Raw genomic sequence first — 14762 nt, forward strand, 5'->3', positions numbered from 1 at the left:
CTGACGAGAAGCTCTCCCTGAACTTCTTGATGACGTTCTTCTTGGCAGCAGGGTCCGCCACGCCTGCTCTATCCAGCAGGTCGTCCGGCCAGTTTCCGAGACCGCTTCTGGAAAAGCTCATGACATTTGCAGGAATCCGCAGCGATTCGCCACGATGAGTGGCAGAGCTTGAGCAACGGGCACTGCGACTTCGTCTGGAGCTACGCCGATTTCATCGGCGTACGCGACCACTGCATCCCAGAGCGAGTCGTGGTATGCGGCGATGCACCACGTCGCGTAGACGGGTTGGTTGGCGCGGATCATCACGCGCCCTTCGCGCGCGATCTGATAGATGCCGCGCTCGTTCTCAATTGCGCCAAAGCCATCGGCGAGTGGAAAAAGCCGGTGTCCCTGGAGAAACTCAGTGGGCTTATCGGTGTCTAGCTCCGTCAGCAGGTGATCGTCGATGAGAGCCTTCGCGTGTTCGCTGGCGGACGGGATGCCTAGCTTCGTCGCTGCGTCGATCAATCGGTCGAGACTAAGGCTGAGCGAGGCTGCCGACTCGAGATCGGCGAATGCCACCGTCCAGACCTTCCAAACGTCTGGCGGTAGCTTGGCGTAGCCGCCCGGGAGGATTACCTCGTGGTGCTGGACGCCGGCCTGGTAGCGGGGGCCGGACTCGAAACCGATCGGGACAACGACGACAGGCATGCGGCCGAGCCTAACAGCGAACCGGTGCCTACCGTGTGTAGAGACAGGAACCGCCCAGCCCCTGACGCGGGCTGGGCGGCGAGGTGCTACCGGCCGCGGAGCTGACCGACGAACGACGACCACGCCGTTGCGGAGAAGGACAGCGCCGCGCCATTCCGGTTCTTGCTGTCACGAACTCCGACGACCGATCCCGCTGTGCCGACCTCAACACACTCGGCCTGGCTGCCGCTGCGTGTGCTCTTGCGCCAGTTGCCGATCACCGTCATGTACCGACTCCCCTGATGAGATCGATGGTCTCCTGCTGGCTCAAGGATGCCTGATGCACGCGGTTGAATAGAACCTCGTAGCGCGTAATTTTTTCGCTTGCGGTGACGTGGAGCTCCTTGGTTTCGGTCTCGACCACCGCGACCTCAGGTGAGTTTCCGATGTCAAAAAGGTAGAAGGAGTTCAGCGGCGGAGCTGCATGCTTGACATCTGCGTTGAACGGCAGCACCCGCAGGTCGACGTTTGGAAGGCCGGCAACCTCGATGAGGTGCCGGAGTTGACCGGCCTGCACCTCGACCGGTGCTGTCCGGCGGCGGATGACGCTTTCGTCAAGCACAACGGCGTACGTCGTAGGGTCGCCCTCGCGGCTCAGGATCTTTTGCCGCTCTTGGCGGTTGACGATTGCTGAGCCGTCGTCTATTGGGAGCACTGCCTCGGTGTCGCGGAACCTGACTGCCATGTAGTCAGCAGTTTGGAGTAGGCCCGGGACGAACATCAGCGAGAAGACCCGCAGCCGCCTGGCGTCTGACTCCAGTTCGGCGAAGGCGGCTTGACGCTCGGGCATGCCGCTGGTTTTCCACCAGGCGCGGTCGTTGGCGTCGCGGGCCTGCTTGATGAAGACGTTGGCCTGCTGGGGCGGCACTTCCAGCGCGTCCATGATGTTCATGACGAGCGCTACGTCAGGCGTGACCTCGCCGGTCTCCAGGCGCGAGATGCGCGTACCAGAGCAGCCGCACCGCTTGCCGAGCTCGATCTGCGACAACCCGGCGGCGACCCGGAGCATGCGCAGTTCGTCGCCGAACCTCAAACGGCCGAGTCGCAACGCATCACCTGAGTCCGCAAATTTGCGGTACCGCTTGCGATTCGACCCTGCTTCGTTGCTCATCGCCTTCCCCGCTTATCTTCTGGTCCTGAAATTCGGTGGATACCGCCGCCAACATGGCAGAGATTCGCGGATTTCACAAATATGCGCCATACGGTTGAATCGACAGCGAAAATTTGCGCTTGCATCAGCGGAAGGAAGCGTTATGAGCCTGGTTCTCGTCGTTGCAAAAGAGCCTTCCCGCGCGGCCATATGTGCCGAGTTGGCGGCTCGCGGTGTCGCGCATGCATTGCTGGAGATGTCGCGCCGACCGCTGGTGGAAGCGTGGCTCGACCGCAAGCCGAATGGCGACGTCTCGGTCCGATGGGCCGGCTTTCTTCATACGGCCGGTGGCCGCATCGCTCTGGAGGATGTCACCGGCATCTACTGGGACGTTCCTTCGCGGATTGTCGACGACCCGATCGCGGGTGTGCTCGGTACGCTCGACTGCCAATGGGTCAACAATCCGGCGGCCGTCGCCGCGGACACGTGGCCGCGCCGTCAGGAACGGGGTGCCAGGCTCTTCCCGTCGGACCGGTTCCTGATAACTGACGACAAAGCCGCAGTGCGGCGGCTGAAGTGTCGCCCACGCAGCCGCCGCTACTTCTACACCGCGCCGCGGCTCTCCGAACGGGTGATTCACTTTTTCGTCGTCGGCAAGCGAGTCTTCTTGGTTGCGGTGTTCGAGGGCAGGGAGACGGTGTCCAAGGTGTCTGACAAGCTCGGTTTCACGCTGTCGGCATACGTGGCATTGGGCGGCCTCACCTACTCCGCGGTGACGTTCGGAATGGCCGACAATGGACGGTGGATCTATCTGGGATCCGACCCGACCGCCGACTGGACGTCGTACGCCGAGCGCCTCAACCTGCCGATCGCGGAGGCCATCGCCGACGAGCTGACACGTCCACAGAGTGGGACGAGTTGACTCATGCGATGGGATAGTGCCAAGCTAGGCGGCGTGCAGGTGCAGATTCTCGTACTCCGCTAGCGCGTCGCCAGCTTCTCCAGGCGTCGCGCTCACCCCGGTTGCTTCGGCAAACGGGGTTTTTTGTTGTCCAGCTCAAACCTAGGGGTCAGGAAGAGAAAGATGAGCTCTCCCGGTCAGGACGCCATAACCGGCGCGCAGTCGCTGGTCCGCTCGCTCGAAGCGGTTGGCGCCGACGTCGTATTCGGCATTCCCGGCGGGGCCATTCTCCCCGCGTACGACCCGTTGCTGGACTCCACCGCCGTACGGCACGTGCTGGTCCGCCACGAGCAGGGCGCCGGTCACGCCGCCGAGGGGTATGCGCAGGCCACCGGCAAGGTGGGCGTGTGCATGGCGACGTCCGGGCCCGGGGCGACAAACCTGGTGACCCCGATCGCCGACGCGTACATGGACTCGGTGCCGATCGTGGCGATCACCGGCCAGGTGGCCAGCGGTTCGATCGGCACGGACGCCTTCCAGGAGGCGGACATCTGCGGCATCACCCAGCCGGTCACCAAGCACAACTTCCTGGTGCAGTCGGCCGAGGAGATCCCGCAGGCGATCGCCGAGGCGTTCCACCTCGCCAACACCGGCCGGCCCGGCCCCGTGCTGGTCGACCTGCCGAAAGACATCCTGCAGGCGCGTACGACCTTCCACTGGCCGCCGCACATCGACCTGCCCGGCTATCGGCCGACGCTGCATCCGCACGCGAAGCAGGTGCGCGAGGCCGCGCGGCTGCTGACGACCGCCAAGAAGCCGGTGCTCTACATCGGCGGCGGCGTGCTGAAAGCGCGCGCCTCGACCGAGTTCCGCGTGCTCGCCGAGCTGACCGGCGTGCCGGTGGTCACGACATTGATGGCCCGCGGCGCGTTTCCGGACAGCCACAAGCAGCACCTCGGCATGCCCGGCATGCACGGCACGGTCGCCGCGGTCAGCGCGCTGCAGAAAGCCGACCTGATCGTGGCGCTCGGTACGCGCTTCGACGACCGCGTGACCGGCCAGCTGTCGAGTTTCGCGCCACACGCGACCGTCGTGCACGCCGACATCGACCCGGCGGAGATCTCCAAGAACCGGGTCGCCGACGTGCCGATCGTCGGTGACGCGCGTGAGGTGATCGCCGAGTTGGTGGTCGCGGTGCAGGCGGAGATCGACGCCGGCCATGTCGACCCCGACCGGCTGACCGACTGGTGGAAGCTGCTGGACCGTACGCGCAGGACCTACCCGCTGGGCTGGGAGGACCCGGCCGACGGCGCGCTGGCGCCGCAGCGGGTCATCAAGCGGATCGGCGAGATCGCCGGACCGGACGCGCTCTACGTCGCCGGCGTCGGTCAGCACCAGATGTGGGCCTCGCAGTTCATCTCGTACGAGAAGCCCAACACCTGGCTCAACTCCGGCGGCCTCGGCACGATGGGTTACGCGGTGCCGGCGGCGATGGGCGCCAAGGTCGGCCGGCCGGAGGCGACGGTGTGGGCCATCGACGGCGACGGCTGTTTCCAGATGACCAACCAGGAGCTGGCCACCTGCGCGCTGGAGGGCATCCCGATCAAGGTCGCGGTGATCAACAACGGCAACCTGGGCATGGTGCGGCAGTGGCAGACGCTGTTCTATGACCAGCGTTATTCCAACACCGACCTGAAAACGCACAAACACCGCGTGCCCGACTTCGTACGGCTGGCGGACGCACTCGGCTGCGTCGGCCTGCGCTGCGAGTCGGCCGACGACGTGGACTCGACCATCGAGAAGGCGATGGCGATCAACGACCAGCCGGTCGTGGTCGACTTCCTGGTCGGGCAGGACGCGATGGTGTGGCCGATGGTGCCGGCCGGTACGAGCAATGACGAGATCCTCGCCGCACGCGACCAGCGTCCGGTGTGGGGCCCGGACGACGTGTGAGGACACTGGACCTATGAGCAGGCACACACTTTCGGTCCTGGTGGAGAACAAGCCAGGTGTCCTGGCCCGGGTTTCCGGCCTGTTCTCCCGCCGGGGCTTCAACATCGACTCGCTCGCGGTCGGTCCCACCGAGCATCCGGAGATCTCCCGGATGACGATCGTGGTGACCGTCGAGGAGTTTCCGCTGGAGCAGGTCACCAAGCAGCTCAACAAGCTTGTTAACGTCATAAAGATCGTGGAGCTGGATCCGTCCGCCTCGGTGCAGCGCGAGCTGATGCTGATCAAGGTGCGCGCGGAGCCGGCGACCCGGTCCCACGTACTGGAGACCGTGCAGCTGTTCCGCGCCAAGGTCGTCGACGTGTCCACCGACGCGGTGACGATCGAGGCAACGGGTACGCAGGACAAGCTGGACGCGCTGATCCGCGTCCTGGAGCCGTACGGGGTGAAGGAGCTGGTGCAGTCCGGCATGGTCGCGGTCGGCCGTGGCGCTCGGTCGATCACCGGGCCGGTCGTCGCGCTTCGCAGTGTCGAGCGACCCGCGTAGTTCTCGTTGAATTGAAAGGGAAGTAATGCCAGTCACCATGTACTACCAGGACGACGCGGATCTCAGCCTGATCGCTGGGAAAAAGGTCGCCGTTATCGGCTACGGCAGCCAGGGCGAGGCGCACGCGCTGTCGCTGCGCGACTCCGGTGTCGACGTGACCGTCGGCCTCGCCGAGGGCTCCAAGAGCCGCGCCAAGGCCACCGACGCGGGCCTCAAGGTCGCCACGCCGGCCGAGGCGTCCGCGGCCGCGGACGTCATCATGCTGCTCGTACCGGACCACGTCGCCCGGCACGTCTACAAGGAGTCCGTCGAGCCGCACCTGACCGCCGGCAAGGCGCTGTTTTTCGCGCACGGCTTCAACATCCGGTTCGGCTACATCAAGCCTCCGTCCAATGTGGACATCATCATGGTGGCGCCGAAGGGCCCTGGTCACCTGGTGCGCCGTCAGTTCGTCGACGGCAAGGGCGTGCCGGCGCTGGTCGCGGTCGAGCAGGACGCGTCCGGCAACGCGCTCGCCCTGGGCCTGTCGTACGCGAAGGGGATCGGCGGCACCCGCGCCGGTGTCATCGAGACGACCTTCACCGAGGAGACCGAGACCGACCTGTTCGGCGAGCAGACCGTTCTCTGCGGCGGCGTGTCGTCGCTGGTCCAGTCGGGTTTCGAGATCCTGACCGAGGCCGGCTACGCGCCGGAGATCGCCTACTTCGAGTGCCTGCACGAGCTGAAGCTGATCGTCGACCTGATGTATGAGGGTGGCATCGCCAAGCAGCGCTGGTCGTGCTCGGACACCGCCGAGTACGGCGACTACATCTCCGGCCCGCGGATCATCGACGACGGCGTACGGCAGCGGATGCGTGAGGTGCTGGCCGACATCAAGGACGGCTCGTTCGCCGCGCGGTTCATCGCCGACCAGGACGCCGGTGCGCCGGAGTTCAAGAAGCTGCGCGCGCAGGGCGAGGCGCACCCGATCGAGGAGACCGGCCGCAAGCTGCGCAAGCTGATGAGCTGGGTCGCCGCCGACGACGACTACGAGGGCACCGCCGCTCGCTAAGCCGTCCTGTCTTTTGGTCGCATGGCCCCCATGCGTGCGTTCGATGCACGCATGGGGGCCATGCGACCATCTGCGTCGACAGCTGGGACGTCTCAGGGAGTGAGAGCGTCGTCCCAGTGAGTCCCATCACGATGGGCGCCTTCGAGTAGGTAAGGGGCACTGTCCGGCTCGTACGATTGGCCGCGTCGCCGTCGGCGGCACCGTCCCCGAGAGCACAACTACAGCTGAGGAAGTCGCCTGTGGCCGAGAACGCCGCCACCAAGCCCGTGGTCCTCGTCGCCGAGGAACTCGCTCCATCCGCGCTGGACGTGCTGGCGCACGACTTCGAGGTCCGATCGGTGGACGGGGCCGACCGATCCCAGCTGCTGCCGGCACTGGAGGACGTCGACGCCGTCCTCGTACGCTCCGCGACCAAGATCGACGCGGAGGCGCTGGCCGCCGCTCCGAAGCTGAAGGTCGTCGCGCGCGCCGGCGTCGGCCTGGACAACGTCGACGTGCCGGCCGCGACCGCGCGCGGCGTCATGGTCGTCAACGCGCCGACCTCCAACATCGTCAGCGCCGCCGAGCAGGCCGTCACGCTGCTGCTGGCCACCGCGCGGCACACCGCCAACGCCAACGCCTCGCTGAAGGCCGGCGAGTGGAAGCGCTCCAAGTTCACCGGCGTCGAGGTCGCCGACAAGACCGTCGGTGTCGTCGGCCTCGGCCGGATCGGCGTCCTGTTCGCGCAGCGGATGAGCGCCTTCGGCACCAGGCTGATCGCGTACGACCCTTACGTGCAGCCGGCGCGCGCCGCGCAGATCGGCGTGCGGCTGGTCAGCCTGGAGGAGCTGCTCGCCGAGAGCGACTTCATCTCCATCCACCTGCCCAAGACTCCGGAGACTCTCGGCCTGATCGGCGAGAAGGAGCTTCAGCTGGTCAAGCCGAGCGTACGGATCGTCAACGCCGCGCGCGGTGGACTGATCGACGAGCAGGCGCTCGCGACCGCGATCGCCGAGGGCCGGGTCGCCGGCGCCGGCATCGACGTGTTCGCCAAGGAGCCGTGCACCGAGTCGCCGCTGTTCGACCATCCCAACGTGGTCGTCACGCCGCACCTCGGAGCGTCCACTGTGGAGGCTCAGGACAAGGCCGGTCTCGCGGTCGCCAAGAGCGTGAAACTGGCGCTGCAGGGCGAGTTCGTGCCGGACGCGGTCAACGTGCAGGCCGGTGGGGTGGTGGCCGAGGACGTACGCCCGGGCCTGCCGCTGGCGGAGAAGCTCGGCCGCGTTTTCACCGCGGTCGCCGGCGCGGTCGCGCAGTCGATCACCGTCGAGGTGCGCGGCGAAATCGTGGAATACGACGTGTCGGTGCTGCAGTTGGCCGCGCTGAAGGGCATTTTCGCGGATATCGTTGAGGAATCCGTCACGTACGTGAACGCGCCGCTGCTGGCCAAGGAGCGTGGCGTCGACGTCGGCATCACGACCAGCAACGAGAGCCCGGAATATCGCAACCTGGTGACCGTACGCGGCGTGCTCGGCGACGGCCGCGAGGTGAGCGTGTCCGGCACGCTGACCGGTCCGCGGCAGGTGCAGAAGCTGACCGAGATCGACGGCTTCGACATCGACCTGGTGCCGGATGGCCACCTGCTTTTCCTGCGCTACGAAGACCGTCCGGGCATCGTCGGCAAGCTCGGCGTGACGCTTGGAAACGCTGGCGTCAACATCGCCGGCATGCAGGTCGCGCGCAAGCAGAGCGGCGGTGAGGCGCTGATGGTGCTGACCGTCGACAGCGACGTGAACCCCGACACGCTTTCCACGCTCGGCAATGAAATCGCCGCCTCCTCGGCGAGTGTCGTCGACCTGACCGAGGTCTGACCCATCTGACGACGTGACCGGTCGGGGACAATCCGGCCGGCACGCCAGGTTCAGTCCATACGATCGGCGTTCATGCGGATCGGTATGGGTTTGTTGGCGGCGGCCGTCGCGCTCGCCGTTTTGCCTTCCACGGCAACGGCCGCCCGGCCAGAGACGTGTGCGTCGGCGCCGACCGGCGATGTGCCGGTGACGATCACGTCAGGCGGCATTTCTCGTACGTTCCTGACGTACGTGCCGCCCGGCCGGCACCGAAACCGGCCGCTGCTGCTGGATTTGCATGGCAGCAGCGGAAACGGTGCCGGACAGCTCGACTACAGCCGGATGCGGGCGACCGCCGATCGCTTCGGCTTTCTGGTGGCGGCACCGGATGGCGCGCTGCCGCTCGGCGGCGGCCATGCCTGGAACATCCCCGGCGTGCCGCTCACCGACGGCTCGTATCCGCCACCTGGCGCACCTGACGACGTACGTTATCTCAGCGATGTCATCGACGCGGTCGCCGCGCGTTGGTGCACCGACTCGCATCGCGTTTATTCGACCGGATTTTCCGGCGGCGCGCGGATGACCTCACTGCTCGGTTGCGAGCTCGCCGCGAAAATCGCCGCGATAGCGCCGATCAGCGGCCTGCGCGCCGGCCGGCCGGGCGCCGACGGCAAACCGGATCCGGCGACCTGCCGGCCATCGCGTCCGATGCCGATCTTCACCGTGCACGGCACGGACGATCCGACCAACCCCTACGGTGACGGCGGTCCGCCCTACTGGGTTTACGGTGTGGACGCGGCACTTGCTCGATGGTCCACATTGGACCACTGTGCGTACGGTCCACGTACGCGCGCGATTTCCAGCGTACTGACGGAAATCTCGTACGGCGGCTGCCGCGCCGGCGTGCGGCTGCTGCGGATCGCCGGTGGTCATCACGAGTGGCCCGGCAGCCCCGGCGCGGTCGATCCCGGTGTCGACGTCAACACGGTCATCTGGCAGGAGCTCTCCCGCCACCGCCGTTGAGGCCGCGCAGATAGGGGAGCGGGCGATAGCCTGGATCTCGACTCTCACCCACTCCCCTATCTGCGCGACCTCTTATCTCAGCACAAACCAGAGGATGACGCCGACGAGCGCAACGAGAAACAGCACGACGGCGATGATGCCGAGGATCATGCCGGTGACGGCGGCGCCGCGGCCGGGTCGGTTGCGGTGGCGGGCGGTCTGGCTGAGGCCGACGATCGCGAAGACGACCGCGACGATGCCGATGACCAGCGCGAGGATGCCGCTGATCTGCGCTCCGATCACCAGCGGCGGCAGGAACGACCGAAAGCCGACCAGCCGGTAGAGCGGCCGCCAGACACCGCCGTAGAGCAGCCGGAAGACGGTTGGGATCTGGGTCAGCAGCAGGCACACCAATGGCAGGCCGAGGCTGATCGCGCCGGCGACGACACTGAACCGCGCCGCCCCGGATGGCTTGCCGGCGTGACCCGGCGCGGGGTGGGGCGGTGTCGTCATGGCCGGCTCCTCGCTCGTCTTTGCTGGCGGCGCGGCCATTGTGGCACGAGCGGCACAGCCGCCGATGTCACATGGTGGGAACCGACGTCCGTCAGCTGGGACGAGGCCCGTACGCTGGACGGCAGGCATCGAGTGAGGAGGCAGCAGTGGGTGGCGTGAAGCTCGCGGTGGTCGGCGGCGACGGCATCGGACCGGAGGTGGTCGCCGAGGGGCTCAAGGTGCTCACCGCGGTGCTTCCCGAGGTGACGACGACGACGTACGACCTCGGCGCGACCGCCTTCCACCGCACCGGCGAGCCGCTGCCCGACGCGGTGCAGGCCGAGCTGGCCGAACACGACGCGATCCTGCTCGGTGCGATCGGCGACCCGTCGGTGCCGCCGGGCGTGCTGGAGCGCGGCCTGCTGCTGCGGCTGCGATTTGCCTTCGACCACTTCGTCAACCTGCGTCCGGCGCGCATCTGGCCGGGGACCAAGACGCCGCTGGCCGATCCGGGCGAGGTCGACTTCGTGGTCGTACGCGAGGGCACCGAGGGCCTGTATGTCGGCGCCGGCGGCACGCTGGCCAAGGGTTTCCCGCATGAGGTGGCGACGGAGGAGAGCGTCAACACGCGAGCCGGTGTCGAGCGCGTCGTGACCGACGCGTTCAAGCGCGCCGCCGCGCGGCCGCGCAAGCACCTGACGCTGGTGCACAAGACCAACGTACTCACCAACGCCGGCGGCCTCTGGTCGCGCGTTTTCGCCGAGGTGGCGGAGAAGTTCGGTGAGGTGGCGACGGCGTACCAGCACGTCGACGCGGCCTCGATGTTCATGGTGACAGACCCCGGTCGCTACGACGTGATCGTCACCGACAACCTGTTCGGCGACATCCTCACCGACATCGCCGCCGCGGTGACCGGCGGCATCGGCCTCGCCGCCAGCGGCAACATCAACCCGACCGGCGCGTTTCCGTCGATGTTCGAGCCGGTGCACGGCTCGGCGCCGGACATCGCCGGCCAGGGGATCGCCGACCCGGTCGCAGCGATCCTGTCGACCGCCCTGCTGCTCGACCACCTCGGCCACGCCAAGGAGGCCGCTCGCGTGCAGGACGCGGTGGCCGAGGAGCTGGCCACGCGCAAGCCCGGCGAGCCGATCCGTACGACCGAGGTCGGCGACCGCATCGCCTCCGCCGTCTCCTGATGGGCGACTTGCTGCCTGGCTTGAGGTTTTGACGTTTGCCGATTGCTTGATAGGTGTTCGGGGTGTCGGCTGTCTGTTCGTGGCGTTTTGAGAGTGGGGTGCGTTTTTCGATTGTTGCGTTGGGAAGGTGGTGGACCAGGAGTGTGGCCAGGTTGCCGGAGGCCCGATGGCGTCCCGGTCTGTGGCGAGAAGGTCCAGTATGTGGGATGTGAAGGCATGTGGAGCGCTAAATGTCTGGATTGAGAGGTTCGCGGATGGCGTGAATGTCGAGTTTCTTGCGCTGGACGCAAGAAACAAGGCCTTCACGCCGCCGCGATCATCAGAGGCTGTGACGGGTGTGGCTACTGCGGCTGGTAATGCTGTGTGACTGCTCGACCGGCCAAGGCGCCAACTTCCTATCCGACCGTCCATTTCTGGTTGGGGCCACCGTTGCAGTCCCAGATCTGCAGCTGCGTGCCGTTGGCGGTGTTGCCGGCCGGCAGGTCGAGGCATTTTCCGAGCGCGCGGATGGTGCCGTCGGAGCCGACCGTCCACGACTGCGCGTTGGTGCCGTTGCAGTCATAGAGCTGCACTTTGGTGCCGTTAGCGGCATTCGCGGCCGTCACGTCCATGCATTTGCCCAGTGCCTGCAGCGTGTTGCCGGAGCGCGTCCAGGCCTGCGCATTGGTGCCATTGCAGTCATAGAGCTGGATCGGCGTGCCGTTGGCGGTGTTCGCCGCCGCCACGTCGACGCATTTTCCGCCAGGCCCGGTGATCCGGCCGCCGCCGCCACTGCTGCTGGTGTCGGTGACGTGTACGTAGTCGATCACCATGCGCTGCGGGAAAACCGTGCTGCCGTCCGGATTTCCCGGCCAGTCACCGCCGACCGCGAGGTTGAGGATAATGAAGAACGGGTGGTCGAAAACCCACTGGTTGCCGTTGATGTCGGCCGAGGTCTTGGTCGAGTAGACGTTGCCGTCGACCGACCAGGCGATCCGGTTGGGCGACCAGTCGACCGCGAAAGTGTGGAATCCGTCGGCAAAAGCGGCGCCACCGGGCAGCGTGTAGCCGGCGCCGATGCCGCCGGCACCGGAATAGCCGGGACCGTGGATCGTGCCGTGTACGGTGCCCGGCTCGAAGCCGACGTTTTCCATGATGTCGACCTCGCCGCTGTTCGGCCAGCCGACCTGGCCGATGTTGTCGCCGAGCATCCAGAACGCGGGCCACATGCCCTGGCCGCGCGGGATCTGGATCCTGGCCTCGAAACGACCGTATGCCTGAGTGAACCGGCCGGCCGTGTTCATCCGCGCGGAGGTGTACTGGCACGGGCCGTTCCAGCAGTTCTGGCCGATGTTCTCGCGTTTCGCGGTGATGACCAGATGGCCCTGGCCGTCCAGCGCGGCGTTGGCGGCGCCGGCGGTGTACCACTGCAGCTCGTGGTTGTTGCCGCTGTTGTTGCCGGTTTCCTGCACCCACTTGCCGCCGTCGACCGCCGAGCCGGCCGGTCCGTCGAAGTCGTCGGTGAACGTGGCCGCCGCGGCTGCCGGAGTTCCCTGCGGCAGCAACGAAGCGGCCAGCAGGATGACTACCGCGAGCAGGCTCTGTCGCGTCCGGGACATGACTCTTCCGTCCTTTGCTGACAAGGAAATCCGCCTCAGGTGGTGACGTGCACGTAGTCGATCTTCATCTGCTGCGGGAAAACCGTGCTGCCGTTGGGGCTGCCCGGCCAGTCGCCGCCGACGGCGAGATTGATGATGATGAAGAACGGGTGATTGAAGACCCACTGGTTGCCGTGCGTGTCGGACGGCGTTTTGGTGCCGTAGGCATGGCCGTCGACGGAGAACGTCACCGCCGACGACGACCAGTCGATGCGGAAGACGTGGTACGTGTCGGCGAAGGCGCCGCTGGACAGCGAGTACGCCGAGCCGAGGCCACCGGAGCCGGAATAGCCCGGGCCGTGCAGCGTGCCGTGCACCGTACGCGGCTCGAAGCCGACGTTTTCCATCGCGTCGATCTCGCCGCACGCGGGCCAGCCGACGCTGCCGATGTTGCTGCCGAGCAGCCAGAACGCCGGCCACATGCCCTGGCCGCGGGGGATCTGGATCCTGGCCTCGAAATGGCCGTACGTCTGGGTGAACTTGCCGGCCGTGTTGAGCCGCGCGGCGGTGTACTGGCACGGGCCGTTCCAGCAGTTCTTGCCGATGTTCTCGTGCTTGGCGGTGATCACCAGGTGGCCGTTGCCGTCCAGCGCGGCGTTGGACGTGCCGCCGGTGTACCACTGCAGCTCGTGGTTGTTGCCGCCGTTGTTGCCGGTCTCCTGCGTCCACCGGCTGGTGTTCACGCCGGAGCCGGCCGGACCGTTGAAGTCCTCGGTGAAGGTCGCCGCCGCGGCCGCCGGAGTTGCCCGCGGCAGCAACAAAGCCGCGACCAGGATGCCGACGGCGAGCAGGCACCGTCGCGTTCGTGACAGGTTTTGGGACACAGCTGAGCCGCCTCTCCCGAACAGGGTCAGGGTCCGGGACACACCACCGCGGCAGTGGTCGTACGCGCCGAAGTGTCAGCCTCACTCCGGCGCCGGCGGTGCGTCCGTGCGGGACGAAAAACCGTTGATATCCACGAACAATGTGGCATCTGCGAGTATGGGAGGAGTGCGCCGGGTTGGCAACACTTTGGCACCCCCATTATTTGCGATTAAGTTCAAGCTAGGAACTTTCTCGATTCGGTGGATCCGGCAAACCGGTCGAACTCCGGCGCCGTACGTCCGGCCTCGGCTTAACGCTGGTTGAGGTAGGTTCAGCTATGTCGCGTGTCACGAGCAGAGAAGAAGGAGGCGCTCATCCATGAGCACTGAGTTGGCTACCGGAGCGCCAACGTTCCCCATAGCCCTGCGTCCGAACGCGACCCCGGTATCCGACGACGAGCGCGCCGAGCTGCTGACCAATCCCGGATTTGGCCGAGTTTTTACCGACAACATGGTCGTTGCGCAGTTCGCCAACGGCGGCTGGGGCGACGCGGAGCTGCGCGCGTACGGCCCGGTGCCGCTCGACCCGGCCGCCGCCGCCATGCACTATGCGCAGGAGATTTTCGAGGGCCTGAAGGCATACCGGCAGCCCGACGGCGGCACCGCGCTGTTCCGGCCGGAGCGGAACGCCGCTCGCTTCCGGCACTCGGCGCGCCGGCTGTCCATGCCGGAGGTGCCGGACGAGCTGTTCCTGGAGTCCATCCGGGCGCTGGTCGAGCAGGACCGCGCGTGGGTCCCCGAGTTCGCCGAAGGCAGCCTCTACATCCGGCCGTTCATGTTCGCCAACGAGCCGTTCCTCGGCGTACGGCCGGCGCTGAGCTACATATACGCGGTGATCGCGTCGCCGGTTGGCGCGTACTTCCCGCGTGGCGTCAAGCCGGTCAACCTGTGGCTGTCGACCGACCGCGTACGCGCCGTGCCCGGTGGCACCGGCGACGCGAAGTGCGGTGGCAACTACGCGGCGAGCCTGCTGGCGCAGTCCGAGGCCGCCGAGGCCGGCTGCGAGCAGGTCGTCTTCCTCGACGCGGTGGAGCGGCGCTGGGTCGAGGAGCTGGGCGGGATGAACATCTTCTTCCTGTTCGACGACGGCGCCGCCGGCCGCCGGCTGGTCACGCCGCCGCTGACCGGCTCGCTGCTCGCCGGCATCACCAGGGACAGCCTGCTCACCCTGTCGGCCGACCACGGCCATCTGGTCGAGGAGCGGCCGGTGTCGATCGAGGAGTGGCGCTCGCGCGCCGCCGACGGCTCGCTGCTGGAGGTCTTCGCCTGCGGCACCGCCGCGGTCATCACGCCGATCGGTCGCGTACGCGGCAAGGACGGCGAGTTCGTGATCGCCGACGGCGAGGCCGGTCCGGTCACCACCGAGCTGCGGCAGTCGCTGCTGGACATCCAGTACGGCAAGGCCCCCGACAAACACAACTGGATGCGCGCGGTCTGACGGACACGCGTTCTGGCGTCTCTCACACCGAGAGACG

Annotated in this window: 14 protein-coding genes; 8 read left to right on the forward strand and 6 right to left on the reverse strand. The window is 66.8% G+C overall.

Annotated features, from left to right (window positions below):
* Positions 1–117: 117 nt before the first annotated feature.
* The 3 genes from GNX95_RS22885 to GNX95_RS22895 form a co-directional block, all read right to left on the reverse strand.
* Positions 118–690, reverse strand: a complete 573-nt coding sequence (locus tag GNX95_RS22885) for a hypothetical protein (protein ID WP_163509433.1) — start codon at positions 688–690, stop codon at positions 118–120.
* Between the two features lie 86 nt (positions 691–776).
* Positions 777–956, reverse strand: a complete 180-nt coding sequence (locus GNX95_RS22890; RefSeq protein ID WP_163509434.1) for a DUF397 domain-containing protein — start codon at positions 954–956, stop codon at positions 777–779.
* Positions 953–1840: a helix-turn-helix domain-containing protein gene (locus GNX95_RS22895; RefSeq protein WP_163509435.1), complete on the reverse strand. Its 888-nt coding sequence runs from the start codon at positions 1838–1840 to the stop codon at positions 953–955. Before GNX95_RS22895 ends, GNX95_RS22890 begins: the two co-directional genes overlap by 4 nt.
* Between GNX95_RS22895 and GNX95_RS22900 the strand changes: the two genes are divergently transcribed.
* The 6 genes from GNX95_RS22900 (at position 1833) to GNX95_RS22925 (ending at position 9120) form a co-directional block, all read left to right on the forward strand.
* A complete protein-coding gene (locus tag GNX95_RS22900) occupies positions 1833–2741 on the forward strand; it encodes a hypothetical protein (RefSeq protein WP_163509436.1) in 909 nt (302 codons plus the stop codon). The genes GNX95_RS22895 and GNX95_RS22900 overlap by 8 nt on opposite strands.
* A 126-nt stretch (positions 2742–2867) precedes the next feature.
* Positions 2868–4673 (forward strand): acetolactate synthase large subunit, encoded by a 1806-nt coding sequence (locus tag GNX95_RS22905; RefSeq protein ID WP_246281710.1) that lies wholly within the window; start codon positions 2868–2870, stop codon positions 4671–4673.
* A gap of 13 nt (positions 4674–4686) precedes the next feature.
* The gene (gene ilvN, locus GNX95_RS22910) at positions 4687–5217 is read left to right on the forward strand and encodes an acetolactate synthase small subunit (RefSeq protein ID WP_163509438.1); all 531 of its coding nucleotides are present in this window, start codon (positions 4687–4689) and stop codon (positions 5215–5217) included.
* A 25-nt stretch (positions 5218–5242) separates the two neighbouring features.
* Positions 5243–6268 (forward strand): ketol-acid reductoisomerase, encoded by a 1026-nt coding sequence (gene ilvC / locus GNX95_RS22915; protein WP_163509439.1) that lies wholly within the window; start codon positions 5243–5245, stop codon positions 6266–6268.
* 239 nt (positions 6269–6507) lie between these two features.
* Positions 6508–8118, forward strand: coding sequence for a phosphoglycerate dehydrogenase (gene serA / locus GNX95_RS22920; protein WP_163509440.1), 1611 nt, complete (start codon positions 6508–6510; stop codon positions 8116–8118).
* A gap of 72 nt (positions 8119–8190) precedes the next feature.
* Entirely contained in the window at positions 8191–9120 is a 930-nt protein-coding gene (locus GNX95_RS22925) for a CE1 family esterase (RefSeq protein ID WP_163509441.1), read from the forward strand.
* Between the two features lie 72 nt (positions 9121–9192).
* Here GNX95_RS22925 and GNX95_RS22930 read toward each other — a convergent pair whose 3' ends face one another.
* Entirely contained in the window at positions 9193–9612 is a 420-nt protein-coding gene (locus GNX95_RS22930; RefSeq protein ID WP_163509442.1) for a DUF4190 domain-containing protein, read from the reverse strand.
* Between the two features lie 155 nt (positions 9613–9767).
* On the opposite strand from GNX95_RS22930, the gene GNX95_RS22935 reads away from it, so the two are divergent.
* Positions 9768–10787, forward strand: a complete 1020-nt coding sequence (locus tag GNX95_RS22935; protein ID WP_222853936.1) for a 3-isopropylmalate dehydrogenase — start codon at positions 9768–9770, stop codon at positions 10785–10787.
* A gap of 395 nt (positions 10788–11182) precedes the next feature.
* Here the strand turns inward: GNX95_RS22935 and GNX95_RS22940 are convergent, their stop codons facing one another.
* Entirely contained in the window at positions 11183–12385 is a 1203-nt protein-coding gene (locus GNX95_RS22940; RefSeq protein ID WP_163509444.1) for a glycoside hydrolase family 16 protein, read from the reverse strand.
* Positions 12386–12420: 35 nt separating this feature from the next.
* Entirely contained in the window at positions 12421–13248 is an 828-nt protein-coding gene (locus tag GNX95_RS22945; protein ID WP_163509445.1) for a glycoside hydrolase family 16 protein, read from the reverse strand.
* A gap of 358 nt (positions 13249–13606) precedes the next feature.
* Between GNX95_RS22945 and GNX95_RS22950 the strand changes: the two genes are divergently transcribed.
* Complete coding sequence (locus tag GNX95_RS22950; RefSeq protein WP_163509446.1) at positions 13607–14725, forward strand: branched-chain amino acid aminotransferase; 1119 nt, start codon at positions 13607–13609, stop codon at positions 14723–14725.
* Positions 14726–14762: the final 37 nt, after the last annotated feature.

The organism is Fodinicola acaciae, assembly GCF_010993745.1.
In the GTDB taxonomy this organism is placed as follows: domain Bacteria; phylum Actinomycetota; class Actinomycetes; order Mycobacteriales; family HKI-0501; genus Fodinicola; species Fodinicola acaciae.